A 16,514-nucleotide genomic window follows, 5' to 3' on the forward strand; every position below is an offset into this window, starting at 1 on the left:
CTTTCGGCCCACAACGGCGAGTACTCGAACACCTCAGGCAGATCGGCATCGAGGTAGCGCACGAAGGACTTCACGTCCTCGACGGTGAACCCGGAGGCCAGCAGCTCGCGGATGTTGCGGACCCGGGTCACCGCGCCCGGCCTGTACACGCGATAGCCCGTCCGGCCGGACTCCAGCAGACCCTGCTCCTCGTAGTAGCGCAGGGCACGGGTCGTGGTCCCCGTCTGTGCGGCCAGTTCACCGATCAGCATTGCAGCCACCTCCGGGCCAGTTGTAAGGCTTCACGCATACGTCAAGGTCAACTCCCGAGCCGGACCACTGGCTTCCCGGTGTACGCGCCGCAGACGAGATCGAGGAGCGCCTGCGGCGCGTTCGCGAGCCCGTCGATCACCGTCTCGTCGTAGATGATCGATCCTTCGCGCAGCCAGCCACGGAACTGCGCGCCGAACTCCGCAGCACGCTCCAGGTGGTCCCACATGGTGAAGCCACGGATGGTCAGGCGCTTGCCGAGGACGCTCAGCAGATCGCCGGGGCCCTCGTCGGGGCGGGCCTTGCTCTGCCGGTTGAGGGCTCCGCAGACAGCGATGCGGCCATGCACGTTCATGACCTCGATCGCGGCCCTCAACTGCTCGCCCCCGACGTTGTCGAAATAGACGTCGATGCCGTCGGGAGCAGCTTCGCGCAGTCGGTCAAGGACGGGACCGTCGTGGTAGTCGAACGCCGCGTCGAATCCGAGTTTCTCGGTCAGATGGGCGACCTTGTCCCGCGAACCTGCGCTGCCGATCACCCGGGCCGCTCCCTTGAGCCGGGCGATCTGACCGGCCATGCTCCCCGTCGCCCCCGCCGCGCTGGAGACGAAGACGGTGTCGCCGGGCCGCAGCTTCGCCGCGTCCATGAGCCCGACATAGGCGACCAGCCCGAAACCCAGGTGCATGGAAGCGGTTGGGTAGGCATCTTTGCCGACGCGGCGGAACACCCCGGCCTGGGCCACGGCGTACTCACGCCAGCCCAGCCGATGTACTACGAGGTCTCCTGCGCCCAGTGCCGGATCCGCCGAGGCAATCACCTCACCGACGGCGTCCCCGTACATCACCTCACCGACCTCGTAGCCGGGCATCGGCAGGCCGGACTCGCCCGCCATCAACATGAGCATGCCGGGGTCGAGTGACATGAACAGGTTGCGGACCAGTACCTGGCCCGGTGCCGGATCCGGGACGGCGACCTCGGTGATCTCGAAGTCGTCGAGAGTGGGGAGCCCCTCGGGCCGTGCGACGAGCCGGGCCTCCAGCCCGGTGCGAGGGATGATGCTGGAACGAGCGGACGCTGCAGCGCTCTTCAAGGAGGAGTTCATGCCGGCGACGCTAGGGATTGACCCAAGCGTGAAGGTCAAGCCACACGCGACAGCAAATCCATTCGCCCGCCCAGATGATCAACGCTAACGTGCACGAGGTGATGACGGCCGACGACGTACTGTCCATTCTTGCCGTGCTGCGGAATGCGGATGTCGGCGTCTGGATAGGCGGTGGCTGGGGCATCGATGCTCTGGTCGGCGACCAAACCCGCGAGCACCGTGACCTGGATCTGATGCACCGGAGGAACCAGGAACCGGCAGTCGTGGCGGCTCTCGCGGCTGCGGGATTCGTCGAGACACTCGATTGGCGCCCCGTGCGGTTCGTCGTCACCGACCCACTTGGTCGGGAGATCGATCTGCACCCTCTGACCTTTTCCACGGATGGGTCCGCAGTGCAGGCCTCACACGAACCTGACCACCCGTTCGTCTATCCCGCCTCGTGCTTCGTCACCGGCACGATCCAGGGGACCACCGTTCCGTGCCTGTCACCCGAGCAGCAGGTCTACTTCCACCAGGGCTACGAACCGGCCGACCATGACCGCCATGACATGGCCCGGCTCCGTCAGGCCTTCGGCATCGCCACCCACTTCTGACCCGCTCTCCAAGGCGCCCACCGGATACCACGGGCCGGCCCGGGCTCGAGGACGATGCGGGCCCCTGCGCTCATGAGTCGCTGATGAGCGCGAGCAAGCACCACACACCCACATCTTCTTCACACATAGATCACAAATTGGCCACGTGTCACGTGGCCCCAGATGACCTGGCACTACGTTCATCCCCTCACAGAACACCTCGTTGGGGGACGACATGACGAACCCGTACACGACACCCACCCCACCACCTCTCCGCCCGGCGCCCAGGTGGGCGAGGAAGCGCTACGTGCTCCCGGCGCTGGCGCTGGCGTTCTTCCTCGGCATAGGCGCCGGCAGCGGCGGCGGAGACGACGACACGACCACGAACGCGAAACCGGCGGCCGCCAGACCGACCCCGACGGAGACGGTCACCGCGACAGCGACGGTGACGCAATCACCGGAGACCGAACCGGCCCCGACGGTGACGGCGACGAAGACGATCAGAGCCACCCGGACGGTCATGGCACAACCCCCGGCAGGCACCGACTCGGACGACTCGGTCCCCGTCGACGTCTACTACGCGAACTGCACCGAAGCCCGGGAGGCCGACGCCGCTCCCATCCTCCGCGGCGAACCCGGCTACGCCTCCCACCTGGACCGCGACAACGACGGTGTGGCCTGCGACACCTGACACATGGTGTCCCTCTTCAACTGGCGGCAGTGGCCGCCGATCAGCGGCGGCGCCCGGCGTTGGCGCACCTGTCGTGGATGCGCCCCGCCTTCGCGCCGCCGCCGGACGAGCTGACCGCGTCGTACGGCGTCCATGCGTCCGTGGCCTCGATCGGCTGGTCTGACCGTCTGTCCCACGCCCCTCACGGCCCGTCCGCCGACCCTCACCGCGCTCCGCACCGACGCCCGGACGGGCACAGCCGCGTGCCTGCGGGCAGGCAAGCCGCGCAGCCTCGTACCGTGGGTCCATGAAGCTCGACCCGCGCGTCGCCAGGGAACGGTTCGCCGCTTCGCCGGTCGCCCGGCTGGCGACGGCCGATGCCGGGGGAGTTCCGCATGTGGTGCCCGTGACCTTCGCGGTCCACAACGACGTCGTGTATTTCGCAGTGGACGACAAGCCCAAGAGCACGTGGGACCTGCGCCGCCTGCGCAACATCCGGGAGAACCCTTCGGTGACGGCGCTGGTCGACCACTACGACGAGGACTGGTCGACCCTGTGGTGGGCTCGTGCGGACGGTCGCGGGGAAGTACTGGAGGACGGGCAGGAACGGCTTTCGGCGGTGGAGTTGCTGTGCGGCAAGTACGGGCAGTACGCACACTCCCCTCCCCGGGGTCCTGCGGTCGCCATTCGCGTCGACCGGTGGAGCGGCTGGGCGGCTCGGTGAATCATCCCGTCAGTACGAACGCGGCGAACGACATGACGATCATGGAGACGACGCAGAACACGAGGTGTGAGCGCGGGTAGTCGTACCTGTCCCGCCTCACGCCCTCGTTGATCTCGCCGCTCCACACCCTGAACAGCTTGCGCGTCGAGAACATCCCGATCGTCAGTCCGATGAGGGCGAACGAGTAATGGGGGCCCGTCCCGGCGGCGTCACCGCCGTGGACGTCCGTGTCCGACTGCTGCCACGGTGCGCCCACGATCCGTACCTACGTCGGCTGCGCTGAGTGCGTCCAGCTGCGGAGGCATAGTGTGTGTCGCGGACTGCTCTTGACTGGGCGCATCACTCGCGGTGCAGCACGACCTTGAGGGCGCCGGTGTCGGTGCCGTGGGCGAAGACCTCGTAGGCGTTCTTCATCCGGTCGAGGGTGAAGGTTTGTGTCACGAGCTGCGAGATGTGCAGGCGTCCGGATGTCACCAGGTCGCGCAGCCAGGGTGTGGAGGAGGTGTCGACCTGGCCGGTGCTGATCGTCACGTTCTTGCGCCACAGAGCTTCGAGATGCAGTGTGGCCGGTTTGCCGTGCATGCCGATGTTGGCGATGTGCCCTCCTGGCCGCACGATGCGTGTGCACAGGATGAAGCTGTCCGGATCGCCTGCGGCCTCGATGGCCACGTCGGCTCCGGGGCCCTCGGACAGATCTGCGATCAGCCGCCCCGGCAGTTCGGCGGAGTCGGCGCCCAGGCGGGCGGCGGTTTCCAGCCGGGAGGGAGACAGGTCCACCGCGATGACCCTGCGAGGCGAGTAGATGCGCGCGGTGATGACCGCGGCAAGTCCTACAGGACCGGCACCCACCACGGCGACGGTGTCTCCTGGGCCCACGTGTCCGTTGCGGACCCCGACCTCGTAGGCGGTGGGGAGGACTTCGGCGAGCAGGACCGCGTCGTCGAGGGCCAGGCCGGCACTCAGCCGGTGCGTGGAGTGGTCGGCGAAGGGCACGCGTGCGAACTCGGCCTGCGTGCCGTTGATCAGATTCCCGAGGATCCACCCGCCACCGAAGCGGCACTGCCCGTACATGCTGTCCCGGCAGAACGGACAGCGGCCGCAGGCCGAGACGGACGACACGATCACCTGGTCCCCAGGGCGGACGGAGTGGACCTCGCGGCCGATCTCCATCACCTCGCCGACGGCCTCGTGACCGAGGACCGTCCCTGGCTTCACGTCGGGGAGTTCTCCGCGCAGGATGTGCAGATCGCTGCCGCAGATGCTGGTCGCGTCGACGCGCACGATCGCGTCGGTCGCCTCCTCGATCGCAGGATCGGTGACTGTGTCCCAGGAGGCCTGTCCGGGGCCGTGGTAGACGAGTGCTCGCATGGTCGCTCACTCCCTCGCTACCCCCCTCCACCGTCGCCCTCGCGGAACGTGAGGGCAACCGGACCGTCGGGCTCTTCAAGGGACGATGGTCCACAGTCACGTGCCGCAGCTGCTCAAGCCCACCGGGGCCCTGTCTGCGGAGCCGTCCATTCCCGCGAGGAGGCCACCAGTTGCATCGGCGCGTTTTTCGTCAACCCGGCTCCATGTAGGAGTGCGGAAGACCGGCATCGTCGGCTCCCCGCCGTGGTTCGGCTCAGTCTTGGGGGACGACGGCGACGGGGCAGCGTGCGTGGTGGATGGCGGCTTCGGCTACGGAACCCAGGTGTGGTGCCAAGGGTGGACGGTGCTTGCGTCGGCCGACGATCAGCAGCCCGGCGCCCTCGGCGTCTCGTACGACGGCCTTGGCGGGGCTGTCGAGCCGGACAACGTCGACCACCTCCACCCCGGAGAACTTCTCGCGCCAGGGGCGCAGGGCCTGGCTCAGCTGCTTGTGCACGTCCTGCGCGACCTCGTCGGTGACGTCGTGATCTACGCCCCAGGGAGTGTACGCATGGACCGGCAGGGCTTGGCCATGGATGACGCGAAGAGGCGTGCCGCGCATTGCGGCGGTGCCGAAGGCGAATTCGAGCAAGTTGTCGCACGGGCCGTGGAGTTTCAGTGCTACCACTACGGCGCCTGGCGTACCTGGAGTGGGCGGCGGCCCTCCTTCGCGCTTCTCGGCACGCACCAGCACCACCGGCCGCTCAGCGCGTGCTACGACGGGCATGCTGATGTCGCCCAGGAAGTAGCTCTCGACGGGCGTCAGCCCACGCGAACCGAGCACGATCATCTCGGACTCCGACGCCGCCTGCAGCAGTGCGTCCTGAGCGTCCTCGGCGACCAGATCGCCGACGACAGAAAGACCGGGGTGGCGTGCTTGGAGCTCCGCCCGCGCGTTGCGGACGATCCGCTTCGCCCAGTAGTTCTGATCGATCTCCGAGGGGGCGTTGGCCGGTTCTGGCGCCAGCAGGGGCCACGCGTGCAGCAGGCGCAGCGTGGCCTTGCGCCGCCCGGCTTCATCAGCGGCCCAATGGGCGGCGGCGAGGCTCTCGGGTGAGCCGTCGAGCCCCACGGTGATGACTGGCTCCATGGCGGCTGCCTCCGTCTCGTAAGAAGCTGGTAGGAGGGTGAGTGAGTCCTCTTTGTCCAGACTGCGCCGGCACGCCGAGCACGGCTCCTTCTTCTCATTTGAGGAGTACCCCAAAGCACCCTTCTGCGCATGCGCCCGCCGGGACCTTCGGCCCTTTGACCGGGGTCTGCCGCCGTTCGATCGTGGGGGAAGTGGCCAGCAATAGCTGGAGGTCATGTCATGAACGCACCGGGTTCGCCGTACGCATCCAGCCCCCACCCGCCGCACCAGAAGCACCCGTCCAAGGGCGCAAACCCGCTGAGGCGTACGTCCGACAGGATCGAATCCTGGTTCTTCCGATTCCTGATGCTCGTACTCGCCCTCGGACTACCGGCGGCCTCGGTGAGTGCGGGGCTGACGGCCTACGAGGCTTCGATGCGCGTCGTGCAGGCCCAGTCGGCGCAGCGGCAGGCGATCACCGCCCGGGTGGTTTCGGATGCCGAAGGAGCGCGGGATGGTGCGGAGGACATCATGCAGCGGTCGCAGGTCCGCTGGACGGGTAAGGACGGCAAGGAGAGGACCGGAACGGCCACGGTGAAGGCGGGTACGCCCAAAGGCGTGACTGTACGGGTCTGGCTGGACCGGGACGGAACCATCACCAGTCCGCCGATGACCGCGGACAACGCGACAGCCACCGCCTGGCTGGCGGGCGGCATGGCAGCGGTCACGGTGGCCGCAGGGGTCCTCGCGGCAAGGGCGGGCATGCGCCGGGTGCTGGACGGCAGAAGGTACTCGCAGTGGGACGCCGAGTGGGACGTGGTGGAGCCGTCTTGGTCCGGGCGCTTCCGCCAGTGACAGCCCGAGCGCTGCTCGGTTCCGGGGAGGTGCGGCGATGTCCGATGCGACGACCACCGATCTGTACGAGGTGACCATGGCGATGTCGTATCTGCGGGAGGGGATGACCGGCCCGGCGCCCCGGAGCCCGCAGCGATGCACATCTGGATCGCATCGGTCCGTACCGGCATGAGGAGGAAAGCGATGCCGCACAGCGAGGAGTGGAGGGTTCACCTCTACCTCTTCGAGGACGAGGGAACCACCAAGGCACGTGTGGTGCTGGAAACCGGAGATGCGACGCTCACAGGCCACGGAGTCGCGCACCGTAATCCGGCGGACACGGATGTGCCTGAGATCGGGGACGAACTGGCAGCGGGCAGGGCCATGCGCGACCTCGCCGAGCAGCTGCTGGGTGCCGCCGAACGTGACATCGAAGGCATGGGCGCGGCCGCGACCGGGCCGGACCCTTACCAGGTCACTGGGTGGCCCATGTGACCGAAACCTCGCGGGTGTCCGGCTTCGGCTTGGGAACCCAACGAGCAGCATGTCCGCCTCAAGGGCGCACGCGCTGCCGCCTCGGAAGGCAAGGAGGATGACCGATGACGCTACCTGTCCGTCGCGGTCGGGGCGCTCTCCCGGCATGGGACCTGTTCCGCGAGCTTGAGGATCTGCACAGCCGGATGGACCAGCTCATGCGGTCCGCCTTCCCCGGTGTAGGTGGGCTCGGCACGGCCGAGGCATGGTCGCCGCTGGCCGATGTCGAGGACACCGAGGACGCGTACCTGGTGGAGCTTGAGCTTCCCGGCGTGAGCAAGGACCAGATCACCGTGGAGGTCACCGACGTCGAGCTCGATGTCCATGGCGAGATCAAGGAGAAGGAACGCAGTGACGTGGTCCGGCGTCACACCCGCCACATCGGGCAGTTCGACTACCGCACGAATCTGCCCGTCGACCCGTGCTCCCAACCTCGGTCCGCGATCACGCGTCGGTCCGGTACGTGACGTGCTGAGCGACCGAGACCACGCCGTCAACGCTCCGGCACAGCCTCTCGATGACGGGGATCAGGCTCTTGAACTCGACGGATCCGCCGAGGGTGACCTGCCCCTCGTGCACCTCGACCGTCACCTCTGACGGAGCAAGGCCCATTGTCTGGTGGAGTACGTCCCGGGTGATCTCGTCGCGGATGGCGTCGTCACGGCGCAGGAAGATCCGCAGGAGGTCGCTGCGGCTGACGATCCCCTGCAGTCTGTCCGTCTCGTCCACCACGGGCAGTCGCTTGACGCCGTGGACCTCCATCAGGCGGGCGGCCTCGACCACGGTCCACTCCGGACGTGCGCAGACGGCAGGAGCCGACATCAGTTCCTCGGCCCGGGCCCCTTCGGCCTTCGCCCGCTCCCACGCCTCCAGATGCGGAATCGGTGTAAGGCCGGACGGGTCGGCCTGATCCGCGGACTTGCGCAGCAGATCGGCCTCGGACACCACCCCCATCGGGCGGTCCAGCTCATCCACCACCGGTACGGCGGTGACATCGTTCTCCGCCAACAGCTTGACGATGTCTTTGAACGGCAGGTCACGCCGCGCCCGGACGACGTCTCGGGTCATGAGCTCTGCGACCGTTCGGTGGTGCATGGCGCCTCTCCTTCCGGGCACGTGACAGCCAGTCGTGGTCACGTGTCAAGCGTGTCAGGAACCAGTCGCCCACGGGTGAGCCGCTCGGGCCCGCGTTGTTGGGCCAGTGGTCCCGAGACCGGGCCTGCTCGGCCCCCGGATCAGGGTTTCTCGTCCCGTGCGGCGGCGCGTCGCGCGTGGCACGTTGGGTACAGCGACATCTTGAGAAAGTGGCGGCGATCATGCGAGCTCACCTCGGCGATCAACTCGTCATCGAAAGCCCGACGACCGGCGCTACCAGGCGCGACGGCGAGATTGTCGGACTCCACCATGCGGATGGAACACCTCCCTACGACGTGCGCTGGTCGGACACGCACGAGGTGACGCTGGTGTTCCCCGGGCCCGACGCACATATCCGTCACCTGGAGCACGGGCCCGAGACAGCCCACGAGCCCTCCCGGACGAGCATGGATGAGCCGGGCGTCGTGTCCGACAGGATCCCGCCCTACGGGACACCCAACCCTGGCGACATCGGCCGACGCGTGGCCACCGAACGCGAACGACAGAGACTCACCCGGACAGAAACAGCCCGTCGCGCCAGGATGGCGCCGGACTACCTGGCGTACCTCGAAGAACAGCCGGCCGACCCGAGTCTCGCGACTCTCATCCGTCTGGCCGATGCTCTGGGCACCAGCGTCGCGGCCCTGAAAGGAGGCGGCCTCGATCTGCCGCCCGGCCAAGGCCTGGCGGTCCTCCACCCACAGCTGCGGGACCTCAGCCCCGACGAATGCCGCGCCCGGCTTTCCACGCACGGCGTGGGCCGCGTCGCGGTGTCGACGCCCGACGGCCCGGCGATCGTCCCGGTGAACTACGAGGTCGTCGACGACGCGATCGCCTTCCGGACCGCGCCCGAGTCGGTTCCTGCGGCGGCCGTGGGATCGGACGTCGCCTTTGAGGTCGATCATCTGGACGAGGCCATGAGCCAGGGCTGGAGCGTGCTCGTCGTCGGCCCCGCTCGGGTTGTGACGGAGCCCGACGCGGTGCGGCGGCTGGCCGATCGTGCCCACACCGAGCCATGGGCGGGCGGCGAACGCGAGATGTGGGTGTCGATCCAGCCCACGCGCATCACCGGCCGCCGTATCGGTCCGGCCGATCAGTAAGCGGCCACGGACTGCCGCTGCTACCGGCGCGCATTTCCCTGAGCAGGATCCCGCGACAGGAGCAGAGCGGTCCCGCCCGGGGGCCGCCGACTCGCGAAGGGAGGCTCCGGTGATCCGACAAGCACCGTCTGATGAGCGTGTGACGGCACTGGTCCACGACGCTGCTGCCGCCCCGTCGATGCACAACGCGCAGCCGTGGCGCTTTCGCTACTTCCAGGGCAGCCGCACTTTCCACGTGCGCGCCGATCTCGACCGCGTGATGCCGCACTCCGACCCCGACACCCGTGGCCTTCACCTCGGCTGTGGCGCCGCGCTGCTGAATCTACGGGTCGCGGTGGTTGACGGGGGCTGGTACCCGGCAGTCCGGCTGCTGCCAGACCCCGCCGACCCGGCGCTGCTGGCGACCGTGCAGTTGACCGGCGCCGCGATCGGCGAGAGCGACCTCGCCGCGCTGTATTCGGCGATTCACCAGCGGCACAGCAGCCGCTTCCCGTTCGAGGAGACGGAGATCCCCCAGGCCGTGCGGACGGCCCTCAGCGACGCTGCCCGCCGTGAGGGAGCCATGCTGACCTTTCCCACCGATTGGCACTTGCAGGAGGTGCTGGAACTGGTTCAGGAAGCCGAGGCGCGCAACATCACCGACCGCGGCAGCGACCAGGACCTGGAGCAATGGACACACATCGACGCCCCGTCGGTGGGCACGGCCCCGGATGGCGTCCCGGCCTATGCCTTCGGGCCGCGCAAACGCGGGGGCAAAGCTCCCATGCGGGACTTCGCCGGGACCAGGCCGGTGGCGGGCCGTGCCGCCGCCGACTTCGAGGGGTCCACTCAGCTGGCCCTCCTCAGCACGAGCAACGACCGTCCGGGGGACTGGCTGCGCGCCGGCCAGGCCATGGAACGCGTCCTGCTGCTGGCCACCGTTGAGGGCCTGTCCAGCTCCTTCGCCACCCAAGCCCTCGAGTGGACAGACCTGCGCTGGCCGTTGCGCGACCCGGTGTCGGGAAGGGGCTTCACGCAGATGGTGTTGCGCCTCGGATACGGTCCCAAGAGCCCCAGCACACCGCGCCGCCCGGTGCCGGAAGTACTCGACATCCAGCCCTGACCCGCCCGAGGTGCCGCCTGTCAGTGCCTACGCCTCGCCTGCGCTTCCCTGATGGCCGACGGCACCCGCCATCGGTCGGTTCCGCGTGGTGTCCTGTCACTACGCGCCTTCCGAACTGGCCGGAGCGCCGGTCCCGCCGGTCCCGCCGATCCCGCCGGTGAGATGGGACTCGACGTCCACCACGCCCTCCACCGCGCGGGCGAGGCGCGCGGCAACGGAAACGAGCGAGGTGTCGCCGATCTGTCCGCGGAGAGTGACGACTCCCTCGTGCACGTTCACGTGGATGGCGTGGCTGAACGCTGGGAAGAGGTAGGCGATCACCGTGCGGCGGACCTCCTCCTCGATCTCCTCGTCCGACCGCAAGAACACCTTCAGCAGATCGGCACGGCTGACGATCCCCTGCAGCATGTCCAAGTCATCGACCACGGGGAGCCGCTTGACGTGCTTCACGGCCATGATCCGCGCGGCCTGTGCCAGGGTGATGTCGGGGTGCACCGTGACGGCAGGAGTGCTCATCAGCTGCTCCGCGGTCACTGCTCCCGCCTTGGCGACGTCGGACAGGCGCTGCCGCTGCTCGTAGAGGCTCATGTCCCTGTCGCGGAACTCCTCCTTGGGCAACAGGTCGGCCTCGGAGACGACACCGATGACACGCCCCTCGCCCTCCAGGACAGGCAGGGCACTGACCTTCCACTGCTCCATGGTCCGGACGATCTCCTTGAAGGGCGCGTCGCGCCCGACGGCCACCACCGTCAGGGTCATCACATCGCTCACGATGTGCGGGGTCTCAGGCACTTCAGGCCTCCTCTCGCGTCGGCGTTTCAGGGATCGGGCCCGGCGCCGTAGGGCGCGTACAGGTCGAGCAGTCCCACCCGGGCAGCTCTGAGCCGGTCCGCGATAACTCCGGCGACAATCTGCTGGCTCCCTCTCGCGGGTGGGGCCCGCTCGCGCCACTTGTCCTGCTCTCAGCTCCAGCCTCCCGCGAGAAGGCGCCCGGCCTCAGGGTCTTAAGGGGCACGGAGGTGGGCTGACCGGCCCTACGACTCCACCATCGCCGCCAAGCGGGGCGGCGGCACCCGGGCCGGAGGTACCCCCTTCAGGGCCGATCCGCCTGTCGCAGTGGACCTTGGGCGGTGCGACGGTATTCACAGGGGTGCTCGCAGCGGCCGGAAAGGAAGGCGGTGGGGAGCGGGGTCGGTCAGTCTCGCGGTGGCGGCCCGCGCCGTGTGCCCGGTCGTGGTGGTCCGTGGCGGCGAACAGAACCGGCAGGGAGCCCTCGCGCGGGTGGTGGTCGGGATCGGCGACTCGACCGAGGGCTCGGGCGCCATACGGTTCGCCTTCCGCGAGGCCGAGGCGCGCGGCTGTGCCCTGGAAGCCGTGCGGGCCTGGCGCAGCCCGCCCCACGAGAACGTGGACCACCCGCAGCTCGCGGATGATGCCGCCCATGCGCACGAGGAACGAGCCTCGACCAACCTCGACGACGCCCTGCGCGAGGCTGTACAGGATCACCCCCGGGTCGAGGTATGTCGTCGGCCTGTCGAAGGTCCCGCCCACAAGGTCCTCCTGAACGCGTCGGCCAATGCCGACCTGATCGTGGTCGGGGCTCAGCGTCGGCACGGCCACTTCGGTCTGCAGCTGGGCCGTGTCGCCCATGTTCTGCTGCATCACTCCGAGTGCCCGGTCGCGGTCATCCCGCAGCAAACCTGAACTCCAGTGCGTGCGCTGCGCCCCTGTTGTGAAGGGAGAGCGGGCGAGGGCGGCGGATCTCGGAATGGACCTGGGAGTACGAGGGCTACGCCCCCGCAGCCGAGCGGCTGCGGGAATCGCTCTGCACGCTCGGCAACGGCTACTTCGCCACCCCTGGGGCAGTGCCCGAGAGCAGGGCCGGCCTGGTGCACTACCCCGGGACTTACGCGGCCGGGTGTTACAACCGCGTGGAGTCCACCGTGGTGGACGGCAGGTGGTGAACGAGGACCTGGCGACAGCTTCGGATCGGTGTGCCCGACTCGGAGGAATCACCGATCCGGGTGGTACTGCCCGACCGGGCCGTCACCATCGCACCAGGAGAGACCTGCACGCTCGAGCTGCCGATACGGTGACCCGTCCGGCGGACGGAGCGGACACGACGACCACGCAGGGATGCAGGTATGCAGTGCTTCCGTGCGGCCAGTCGCTGCTGGGCCCGAAGTGCCGACGAGTTCGCTGCGCTGACGCCGCCGCGAACTGGCCGATGACCGTCCTCGAGGAGGGGATGCAGCAGCCCGGGGACGCGGCGATTCGGCGATCTGCAGCGTTGTCTTCGGCTTAGGCTCCGAGTCGAGGATCGACTCGGGCGGCAGGAGTGGCGGCCTTCGCTGCCCAGGCTGCTCTGCGGAACAGGGCCGTGGGAGACGTGCATGAAGTGGTTGGTCTCGCTGGCAGGAGCCGGGCTGGTCATGGTCGCCCTGCGGGACCTGTTCCATACGCTCTGGCACCCCACCCGTCACGGAGGCCTGAGCCGCCTCGTCATGACGGCGCTGTGGAGACTGGCCCGGCATTTTCGTGCGCGCAGGCGTGTGGTCGGGCTTGTCGGGCCGCTGGCCATGGTGACTGTGGTCGGCATCTGGGCCGTCACCATCATCGTGGGCTGGGCCATCATCTACTGGCCTCACATGCCAGGGGCGTTCAGCTTCACGCCTGGTTCCCAGGCGGCACAGCAACCGCCGCTGCTCGACGCCGTCTACCTGTCGCTCGTCACCGTCGCCACACTCGGGCTGGGGGACATCGCGCCCGCCGAAGGATGGCTTCGCCTGGTCTCGCCGCTGGAAGCCCTGGTCGGTTTCGCCCTCCTGACGGCCACGGTCTCCTGGGTGCTGGAGATCTACCCGGCGCTGACCCGCAGAAGGGTCCTTGCGATCCGGTTGGCCCTTCTCCAACGCTCGGACCCGTCCGTCCACCAGCTGGACGGCACTGTGGGCGCCACACTGCTGGAGAGTCTGGCCACCGAGGTGGCACGTGTCCGGATCGACTTCACCCAGTACGCCGAGGCCTACTACTTCCACGACGGGGAGGACCATTCGTCCCTGGCAGCCACGATCGGCTATGCCTTTGCCCTCGCCCAGCGCGGGCAAGCCGCCCGGCGGCCGGATGTGCGTCTGACCGGCGATGTCCTCGCGGGCGCGCTGGAAGACCTAGCCACCATCCTCGACCAGCGTTTCCTCCACACGGGTGGTACACCGATGGAAGTCTTCACCGCCTACGCCGCCGACCACGGGCGCAGCCTCACGCAGTCCTGACCACCGTGCCCAGACAGACGCCTGGGCACGGTTCGCCCCCATGGACGCACGGCCCTACCGCGCCCGACGTCATCTCCCTCCTCCGCTCCGCAGTGCGCGTAGGCCCGTCGATCACCGGTGGTCGGCCTTGGAGGGGGCACCCTGAGAACGGGCCCCGTCCTTCGAGGCGTGGGCCACTTCGTCGAGATCGTCTGCGCGGCTGAGTGACCCTCGGTGATCACTCCCTCGTATAGGACCCCGGGCCTCGGACGCGCATCGGAGACCGAACCGTCAGTCGTGCGGCACCAGCACGACCGGGCAATGCACGTGATGGATCAGTGCATGGGCGACCGGGCCGGGGTGGTGCAGTCCGACCGCTGCGCGGCGCCTGCGTCTGCCGACGACGAGCAGACCGGCGCCGCCCGCGGCAGGAACGAGGACGTGTGCCGGGCGTCCCTCGAGAGGTTCTCCTTGACGACGACGGTGGGGTACTTCTCTCGTCCGGGTGAGAGCAGCTCTGCCAGCTCGCGTTCCGCTTCCGTCCTGGTCCGTGCGCGTTCCTCGGCGTCCGGGAGGCCGCGGGAAAACGGCACATGCCAGGCGTGTATCGCGCGCAGCGGCGCCCGGCGCCGCTCGGCGGCGTGGTATGCGAGGTCCAGAACGTCGTCGCACGGTTCGTCGACGTCGACGGCGACCGCGACGTCACGGCAGGGCGTGCGGACCGACGGCTTTCCGTCGCCGTCCGGCAGATGCTCGTCCTCGGCGGTGTCACGGTCCCGTACGAGGACGATCGGCCGTTCAACGCGGGCAACCGTGTCCATGGCGACTGCCCCCGATACGAACCCGCCCAGGCCGCTGGGCCCTTGGCTGCCGACGACCAGGAGTTCGGCGTTCTCCGCCTCTGCGAGCAAGGCGGGTACGGGCGGCCCGCACACCTGCTCCGCGGTGATGGACAGCTGCGGGTATCGCTCGCTCAGCTGGTCGAGCGCCCTGTGCAGCACCCGGCGGGCGTGGTACTGAGGTGCCCTCAGCTCCGGCAGTGCCGCCTCTGGGGCGCCCTCCGGCAGGCCCGCCTCCCAGGCATGCACGAGCCGGAGCGGCAGTCCTCGGCGCAGGGCTTCCCTGGCCGCCCAGTCGGCCGCGGCAATGCCCCTCCGGCGAAACGTCAACACCGGCCACGACTGGCCTGATCATGACCGTCACCTCCCTGGTCGTCTGGTGCGTGCGGGGACGGCTGGTGCGGCCCCCGCGTGTCTCATGCATGGGGCACGACGGCCACGGGGCAGCCGACGTGATGGATGGCGGTGTGCGTGACGGGTCCAGTGTGCAGGCCCACCGGCTGGTCGGCCGTCCGGTGACCGACGACGATCAGGCTTCCAGCGGATCCGTCGACTCCGGCGACAACGGGCTGCACCATGACGCACACCTCCGTCAAGCTCGGTCGGCTTCCGATACCAGCGTCATGCCGTCGCGGATGCGGGAGGAGGGGCCACCAGGCCCGATCGAGGGCCATCAGGCCCATCTCACGGGCTCTTGTCTCGGCGACGGCCCAAAACGGGAACCGGAGCGCGGCGGGCACATCGAAGGCCGACGGGAGCACCACGTCCGCCTGGCCGGGACGGTCAGTCATGGGCGACGACGGCGACCGGCGCCGCGCAGTGGTGTATCACGGCGTGGGCGACGGCCCCGATGTGCGCCCCCAGCGGCGACCTGCGGATGCGTCGGCCGACCGCCACCAGTTCCGCGTCGGCGGCCGCCCGAACGAGCTGCTGAGCGGGCGCGCCGATGGGAGACCGCTCGACGACTTCCACCGAGGGGAATTTCTGCTGCCAGGGCGCCAGGATGCCCGTGAGGCACCGTGCGACGTCCTGGCTGACCTCCCGCTCGGCTGCTGCCAGCGCGGAGGCGTCGCGTACGACCGGCGGAAGCGACCAGCCGTACACCGCCCGCAGGCGGCTGCCGCGCCGCGCGGCTTCGTCGAACGCGAAGTCCAGGAGCGGTTCGCAGGAGTGGTGGATGTCCACGCCGACGACCACATCGCCGGAGGAGTCGCCCGGAGCGGCCGTGGTCCGCCCGCCCGGCTGTCCCGGCACCCGTACGAGCACGACCGGCCGCTCGGTGGCACCGATCGTCGCCATGCCGACGGATCCGAGGAGGAAGCCCGTGACACCGCCCAGGCCGCGGGAACCGAGCACCAGCAGATCGGCCTCGGCCGCCTCGATCGACAGAGCGGCCGCAGGCCGCCCGGACAGCCGCCGTGTACTGACCTCCAGGGAGGGACAGGACTGCCGAAGCTCCTCCGCGGCAGCGGCCAGGAGCTCGTCGGACCACCGCGGCACATCGGGGCCGGCGACAGGAATGGCCGCCGAGACCGGCCATTCGTCCGCGTACACGAGGCGCAGCGGCACCTCGCGCAGCATCGCTTCCTGTGCCGCCCACTCGGCGGCGGCGGCACTCTCGAGAGACCCATCCACACCGACGGTCACATGGTGAGGCATCGGGCGGACCTCCTTCGGATCGTGTGCGTGGCACCGTGCCCGGCTCGCTGGAGCAGCGGCCACGGCGGAGGGGCCTGTGGTCTGGAGCGCCTTCGGGTCGCGCCATCGCCATCGACCCTAGGCAGCTTGCCGGATCGGTGCCATTCATCCTGCAATGCTCATGCATCACGGCGTCGGAAGCAGGCCCTTCTTCGCAAGCAGGTGCAAAAGTGGGGCACCGCCGCGGTGCGCAGTCGCCGCTCAGGGCGAAGGCGCGTCTGCAAGCGCG

The 16,514-nt window shown here is 69.0% G+C and carries 19 protein-coding genes and 3 pseudogenes; 11 read left to right on the top strand and 11 right to left on the bottom strand.

All coding sequences use genetic code 11. From position 1 onward, the window contains the following. Positions 1 to 251 (bottom strand): MerR family transcriptional regulator (locus tag ACTWQJ_RS04265; protein WP_443305252.1); only part of this gene is annotated, 251 nt, incomplete at its 3' end. Between the two features lie 47 nt (positions 252 to 298). Continuing rightward, positions 299 to 1,351 carry an NADP-dependent oxidoreductase gene (locus ACTWQJ_RS04270; protein ID WP_443305253.1) on the bottom strand — a complete coding sequence of 351 codons (1,053 nt, stop codon included), beginning with the start codon at positions 1,349 to 1,351 and terminating at the stop codon, positions 299 to 301. Positions 1,352 to 1,452: 101 nt separating this feature from the next. On the opposite strand from ACTWQJ_RS04270, the gene ACTWQJ_RS04275 reads away from it, so the two are divergent. From ACTWQJ_RS04275 to ACTWQJ_RS04285, 3 genes are all read left to right on the top strand, one after another. After that, complete coding sequence (locus ACTWQJ_RS04275) at positions 1,453 to 1,944, top strand: nucleotidyltransferase domain-containing protein (RefSeq protein WP_443305254.1); 492 nt, start codon at positions 1,453 to 1,455, stop codon at positions 1,942 to 1,944. Between the two features lie 214 nt (positions 1,945 to 2,158). Further along, on the top strand, positions 2,159 to 2,614 hold the full coding sequence (locus ACTWQJ_RS04280; protein WP_443305255.1) for an excalibur calcium-binding domain-containing protein: 456 nt from the start codon (positions 2,159 to 2,161) through the stop codon (positions 2,612 to 2,614). Between the two features lie 286 nt (positions 2,615 to 2,900). After that, a complete protein-coding gene (locus tag ACTWQJ_RS04285) occupies positions 2,901 to 3,317 on the top strand; it encodes a TIGR03668 family PPOX class F420-dependent oxidoreductase (protein WP_443305256.1) in 417 nt (138 codons plus the stop codon). Between the two features lies 1 nt (position 3,318). Here the strand turns inward: ACTWQJ_RS04285 and ACTWQJ_RS04290 are convergent, their stop codons facing one another. The 3 genes from ACTWQJ_RS04290 to ACTWQJ_RS04300 form a co-directional block, all read right to left on the bottom strand. Then, positions 3,319 to 3,573 carry a hypothetical protein gene (locus ACTWQJ_RS04290; protein ID WP_443305257.1) on the bottom strand — a complete coding sequence of 85 codons (255 nt, stop codon included), beginning with the start codon at positions 3,571 to 3,573 and terminating at the stop codon, positions 3,319 to 3,321. A gap of 83 nt (positions 3,574 to 3,656) precedes the next feature. After that, a complete protein-coding gene (locus ACTWQJ_RS04295; RefSeq protein ID WP_443305258.1) occupies positions 3,657 to 4,685 on the bottom strand; it encodes an alcohol dehydrogenase catalytic domain-containing protein in 1,029 nt (342 codons plus the stop codon). A gap of 253 nt (positions 4,686 to 4,938) precedes the next feature. Then, a complete protein-coding gene (locus tag ACTWQJ_RS04300; protein WP_443305259.1) occupies positions 4,939 to 5,814 on the bottom strand; it encodes a universal stress protein in 876 nt (291 codons plus the stop codon). A gap of 219 nt (positions 5,815 to 6,033) precedes the next feature. Here ACTWQJ_RS04300 and ACTWQJ_RS04305 point away from each other — a divergent pair, with 219 nt between their 5' ends. The 3 genes from ACTWQJ_RS04305 to ACTWQJ_RS04315 all read left to right on the top strand — a co-directional run bounded on the left by ACTWQJ_RS04305 (position 6,034) and on the right by ACTWQJ_RS04315 (position 7,628). Then, the gene (locus ACTWQJ_RS04305) at positions 6,034 to 6,648 is read left to right on the top strand and encodes an Rv1733c family protein (protein WP_443305260.1); all 615 of its coding nucleotides are present in this window, start codon (positions 6,034 to 6,036) and stop codon (positions 6,646 to 6,648) included. 183 nt (positions 6,649 to 6,831) lie between these two features. Further along, positions 6,832 to 7,122, top strand: coding sequence for a DUF1876 domain-containing protein (locus tag ACTWQJ_RS04310; RefSeq protein ID WP_129801887.1), 291 nt, complete (start codon positions 6,832 to 6,834; stop codon positions 7,120 to 7,122). 104 nt (positions 7,123 to 7,226) lie between these two features. Then, complete coding sequence (locus ACTWQJ_RS04315) at positions 7,227 to 7,628, top strand: Hsp20/alpha crystallin family protein (RefSeq protein ID WP_443305261.1); 402 nt, start codon at positions 7,227 to 7,229, stop codon at positions 7,626 to 7,628. Here the strand turns inward: ACTWQJ_RS04315 and ACTWQJ_RS04320 are convergent. Beyond that, the gene (locus ACTWQJ_RS04320) at positions 7,606 to 8,256 is read right to left on the bottom strand and encodes a CBS domain-containing protein (RefSeq protein ID WP_443305262.1); all 651 of its coding nucleotides are present in this window, start codon (positions 8,254 to 8,256) and stop codon (positions 7,606 to 7,608) included. The two genes, ACTWQJ_RS04315 and ACTWQJ_RS04320, sit on opposite strands and share 23 nt — an antisense overlap. 221 nt (positions 8,257 to 8,477) lie before the next feature. On the opposite strand from ACTWQJ_RS04320, the gene ACTWQJ_RS04325 reads away from it, so the two are divergent. Both ACTWQJ_RS04325 and ACTWQJ_RS04330 read left to right on the top strand, forming a co-directional pair. Further along, positions 8,478 to 9,395 (top strand): pyridoxamine 5'-phosphate oxidase family protein, encoded by a 918-nt coding sequence (locus ACTWQJ_RS04325; protein ID WP_443305286.1) that lies wholly within the window; start codon positions 8,478 to 8,480, stop codon positions 9,393 to 9,395. A 139-nt stretch (positions 9,396 to 9,534) separates the two neighbouring features. Continuing rightward, positions 9,535 to 10,497 carry an Acg family FMN-binding oxidoreductase gene (locus ACTWQJ_RS04330; protein WP_443305263.1) on the top strand — a complete coding sequence of 321 codons (963 nt, stop codon included), beginning with the start codon at positions 9,535 to 9,537 and terminating at the stop codon, positions 10,495 to 10,497. Between the two features lie 99 nt (positions 10,498 to 10,596). Here the strand turns inward: ACTWQJ_RS04330 and ACTWQJ_RS04335 are convergent, their stop codons facing one another. Then, on the bottom strand, positions 10,597 to 11,289 hold the full coding sequence (locus ACTWQJ_RS04335; protein ID WP_443305264.1) for a CBS domain-containing protein: 693 nt from the start codon (positions 11,287 to 11,289) through the stop codon (positions 10,597 to 10,599). Between the two features lie 396 nt (positions 11,290 to 11,685). Between ACTWQJ_RS04335 and ACTWQJ_RS04340 the strand changes: the two are divergent. The 3 genes and pseudogenes from ACTWQJ_RS04340 to ACTWQJ_RS04350 form a co-directional block, all read left to right on the top strand. Continuing rightward, positions 11,686 to 12,201 (top strand): annotated as a pseudogene (locus tag ACTWQJ_RS04340) (universal stress protein); the annotation flags it as partial. 56 nt (positions 12,202 to 12,257) lie between these two features. Next, positions 12,258 to 12,472: pseudogene (locus ACTWQJ_RS04345) on the top strand (hypothetical protein); the annotation flags it as partial. 418 nt (positions 12,473 to 12,890) lie between these two features. Then, positions 12,891 to 13,769: a potassium channel family protein gene (locus ACTWQJ_RS04350; protein WP_443305265.1), complete on the top strand. Its 879-nt coding sequence runs from the start codon at positions 12,891 to 12,893 to the stop codon at positions 13,767 to 13,769. 270 nt (positions 13,770 to 14,039) lie between these two features. Here the strand turns inward: ACTWQJ_RS04350 and ACTWQJ_RS04355 are convergent, their stop codons facing one another. From ACTWQJ_RS04355 to ACTWQJ_RS04370, 4 genes and pseudogenes are all read right to left on the bottom strand, one after another. Then, positions 14,040 to 14,420 carry a universal stress protein gene (locus ACTWQJ_RS04355; RefSeq protein WP_443305287.1) on the bottom strand — a complete coding sequence of 127 codons (381 nt, stop codon included), beginning with the start codon at positions 14,418 to 14,420 and terminating at the stop codon, positions 14,040 to 14,042. A 164-nt stretch (positions 14,421 to 14,584) separates the two neighbouring features. Further along, positions 14,585 to 14,920: pseudogene (locus ACTWQJ_RS04360) on the bottom strand (universal stress protein); the annotation flags it as partial. Positions 14,921 to 15,003: 83 nt separating this feature from the next. After that, positions 15,004 to 15,165, bottom strand: coding sequence for a hypothetical protein (locus ACTWQJ_RS04365; RefSeq protein ID WP_443305266.1), 162 nt, complete (start codon positions 15,163 to 15,165; stop codon positions 15,004 to 15,006). A 205-nt stretch (positions 15,166 to 15,370) separates the two neighbouring features. Continuing rightward, positions 15,371 to 16,246: a universal stress protein gene (locus tag ACTWQJ_RS04370; protein WP_443305267.1), complete on the bottom strand. Its 876-nt coding sequence runs from the start codon at positions 16,244 to 16,246 to the stop codon at positions 15,371 to 15,373. Positions 16,247 to 16,514: the final 268 nt, after the last annotated feature.

It is taken from the genome of Streptomyces sp. KR55, from assembly GCF_052245645.1.
Lineage (GTDB): Bacteria > Actinomycetota > Actinomycetes > Streptomycetales > Streptomycetaceae > Streptomyces > Streptomyces flavusporus.

Excerpts from the sequence above, each read along its gene's own strand:
- ACTWQJ_RS04270 (WP_443305253.1), bottom strand. The coding sequence starts at position 1,351 with ATGAACTCCTCCTTGAAGAGCGCTGCAGCGTCCGCTCGTTCCAGCATC.
- ACTWQJ_RS04310 (WP_129801887.1), top strand. The coding sequence starts at position 6,832 with ATGCCGCACAGCGAGGAGTGGAGGGTTCACCTCTACCTCTTCGAGGAC.
- ACTWQJ_RS04325 (WP_443305286.1), top strand. The coding sequence starts at position 8,478 with ATGCGAGCTCACCTCGGCGATCAACTCGTCATCGAAAGCCCGACGACC.
- ACTWQJ_RS04300 (WP_443305259.1), bottom strand. The coding sequence starts at position 5,814 with ATGGAGCCAGTCATCACCGTGGGGCTCGACGGCTCACCCGAGAGCCTC.
- ACTWQJ_RS04320 (WP_443305262.1), bottom strand. The coding sequence starts at position 8,256 with ATGCACCACCGAACGGTCGCAGAGCTCATGACCCGAGACGTCGTCCGG.
- ACTWQJ_RS04305 (WP_443305260.1), top strand. The coding sequence starts at position 6,034 with ATGAACGCACCGGGTTCGCCGTACGCATCCAGCCCCCACCCGCCGCAC.
- ACTWQJ_RS04365 (WP_443305266.1), bottom strand. The coding sequence starts at position 15,165 with ATGGTGCAGCCCGTTGTCGCCGGAGTCGACGGATCCGCTGGAAGCCTG.
- ACTWQJ_RS04350 (WP_443305265.1), top strand. The coding sequence starts at position 12,891 with ATGAAGTGGTTGGTCTCGCTGGCAGGAGCCGGGCTGGTCATGGTCGCC.
- ACTWQJ_RS04315 (WP_443305261.1), top strand. The coding sequence starts at position 7,227 with ATGACGCTACCTGTCCGTCGCGGTCGGGGCGCTCTCCCGGCATGGGAC.
- ACTWQJ_RS04275 (WP_443305254.1), top strand. The coding sequence starts at position 1,453 with ATGACGGCCGACGACGTACTGTCCATTCTTGCCGTGCTGCGGAATGCG.
- ACTWQJ_RS04295 (WP_443305258.1), bottom strand. The coding sequence starts at position 4,685 with ATGCGAGCACTCGTCTACCACGGCCCCGGACAGGCCTCCTGGGACACA.
- ACTWQJ_RS04370 (WP_443305267.1), bottom strand. The coding sequence starts at position 16,246 with ATGCCTCACCATGTGACCGTCGGTGTGGATGGGTCTCTCGAGAGTGCC.
- ACTWQJ_RS04280 (WP_443305255.1), top strand. The coding sequence starts at position 2,159 with ATGACGAACCCGTACACGACACCCACCCCACCACCTCTCCGCCCGGCG.
- ACTWQJ_RS04285 (WP_443305256.1), top strand. The coding sequence starts at position 2,901 with ATGAAGCTCGACCCGCGCGTCGCCAGGGAACGGTTCGCCGCTTCGCCG.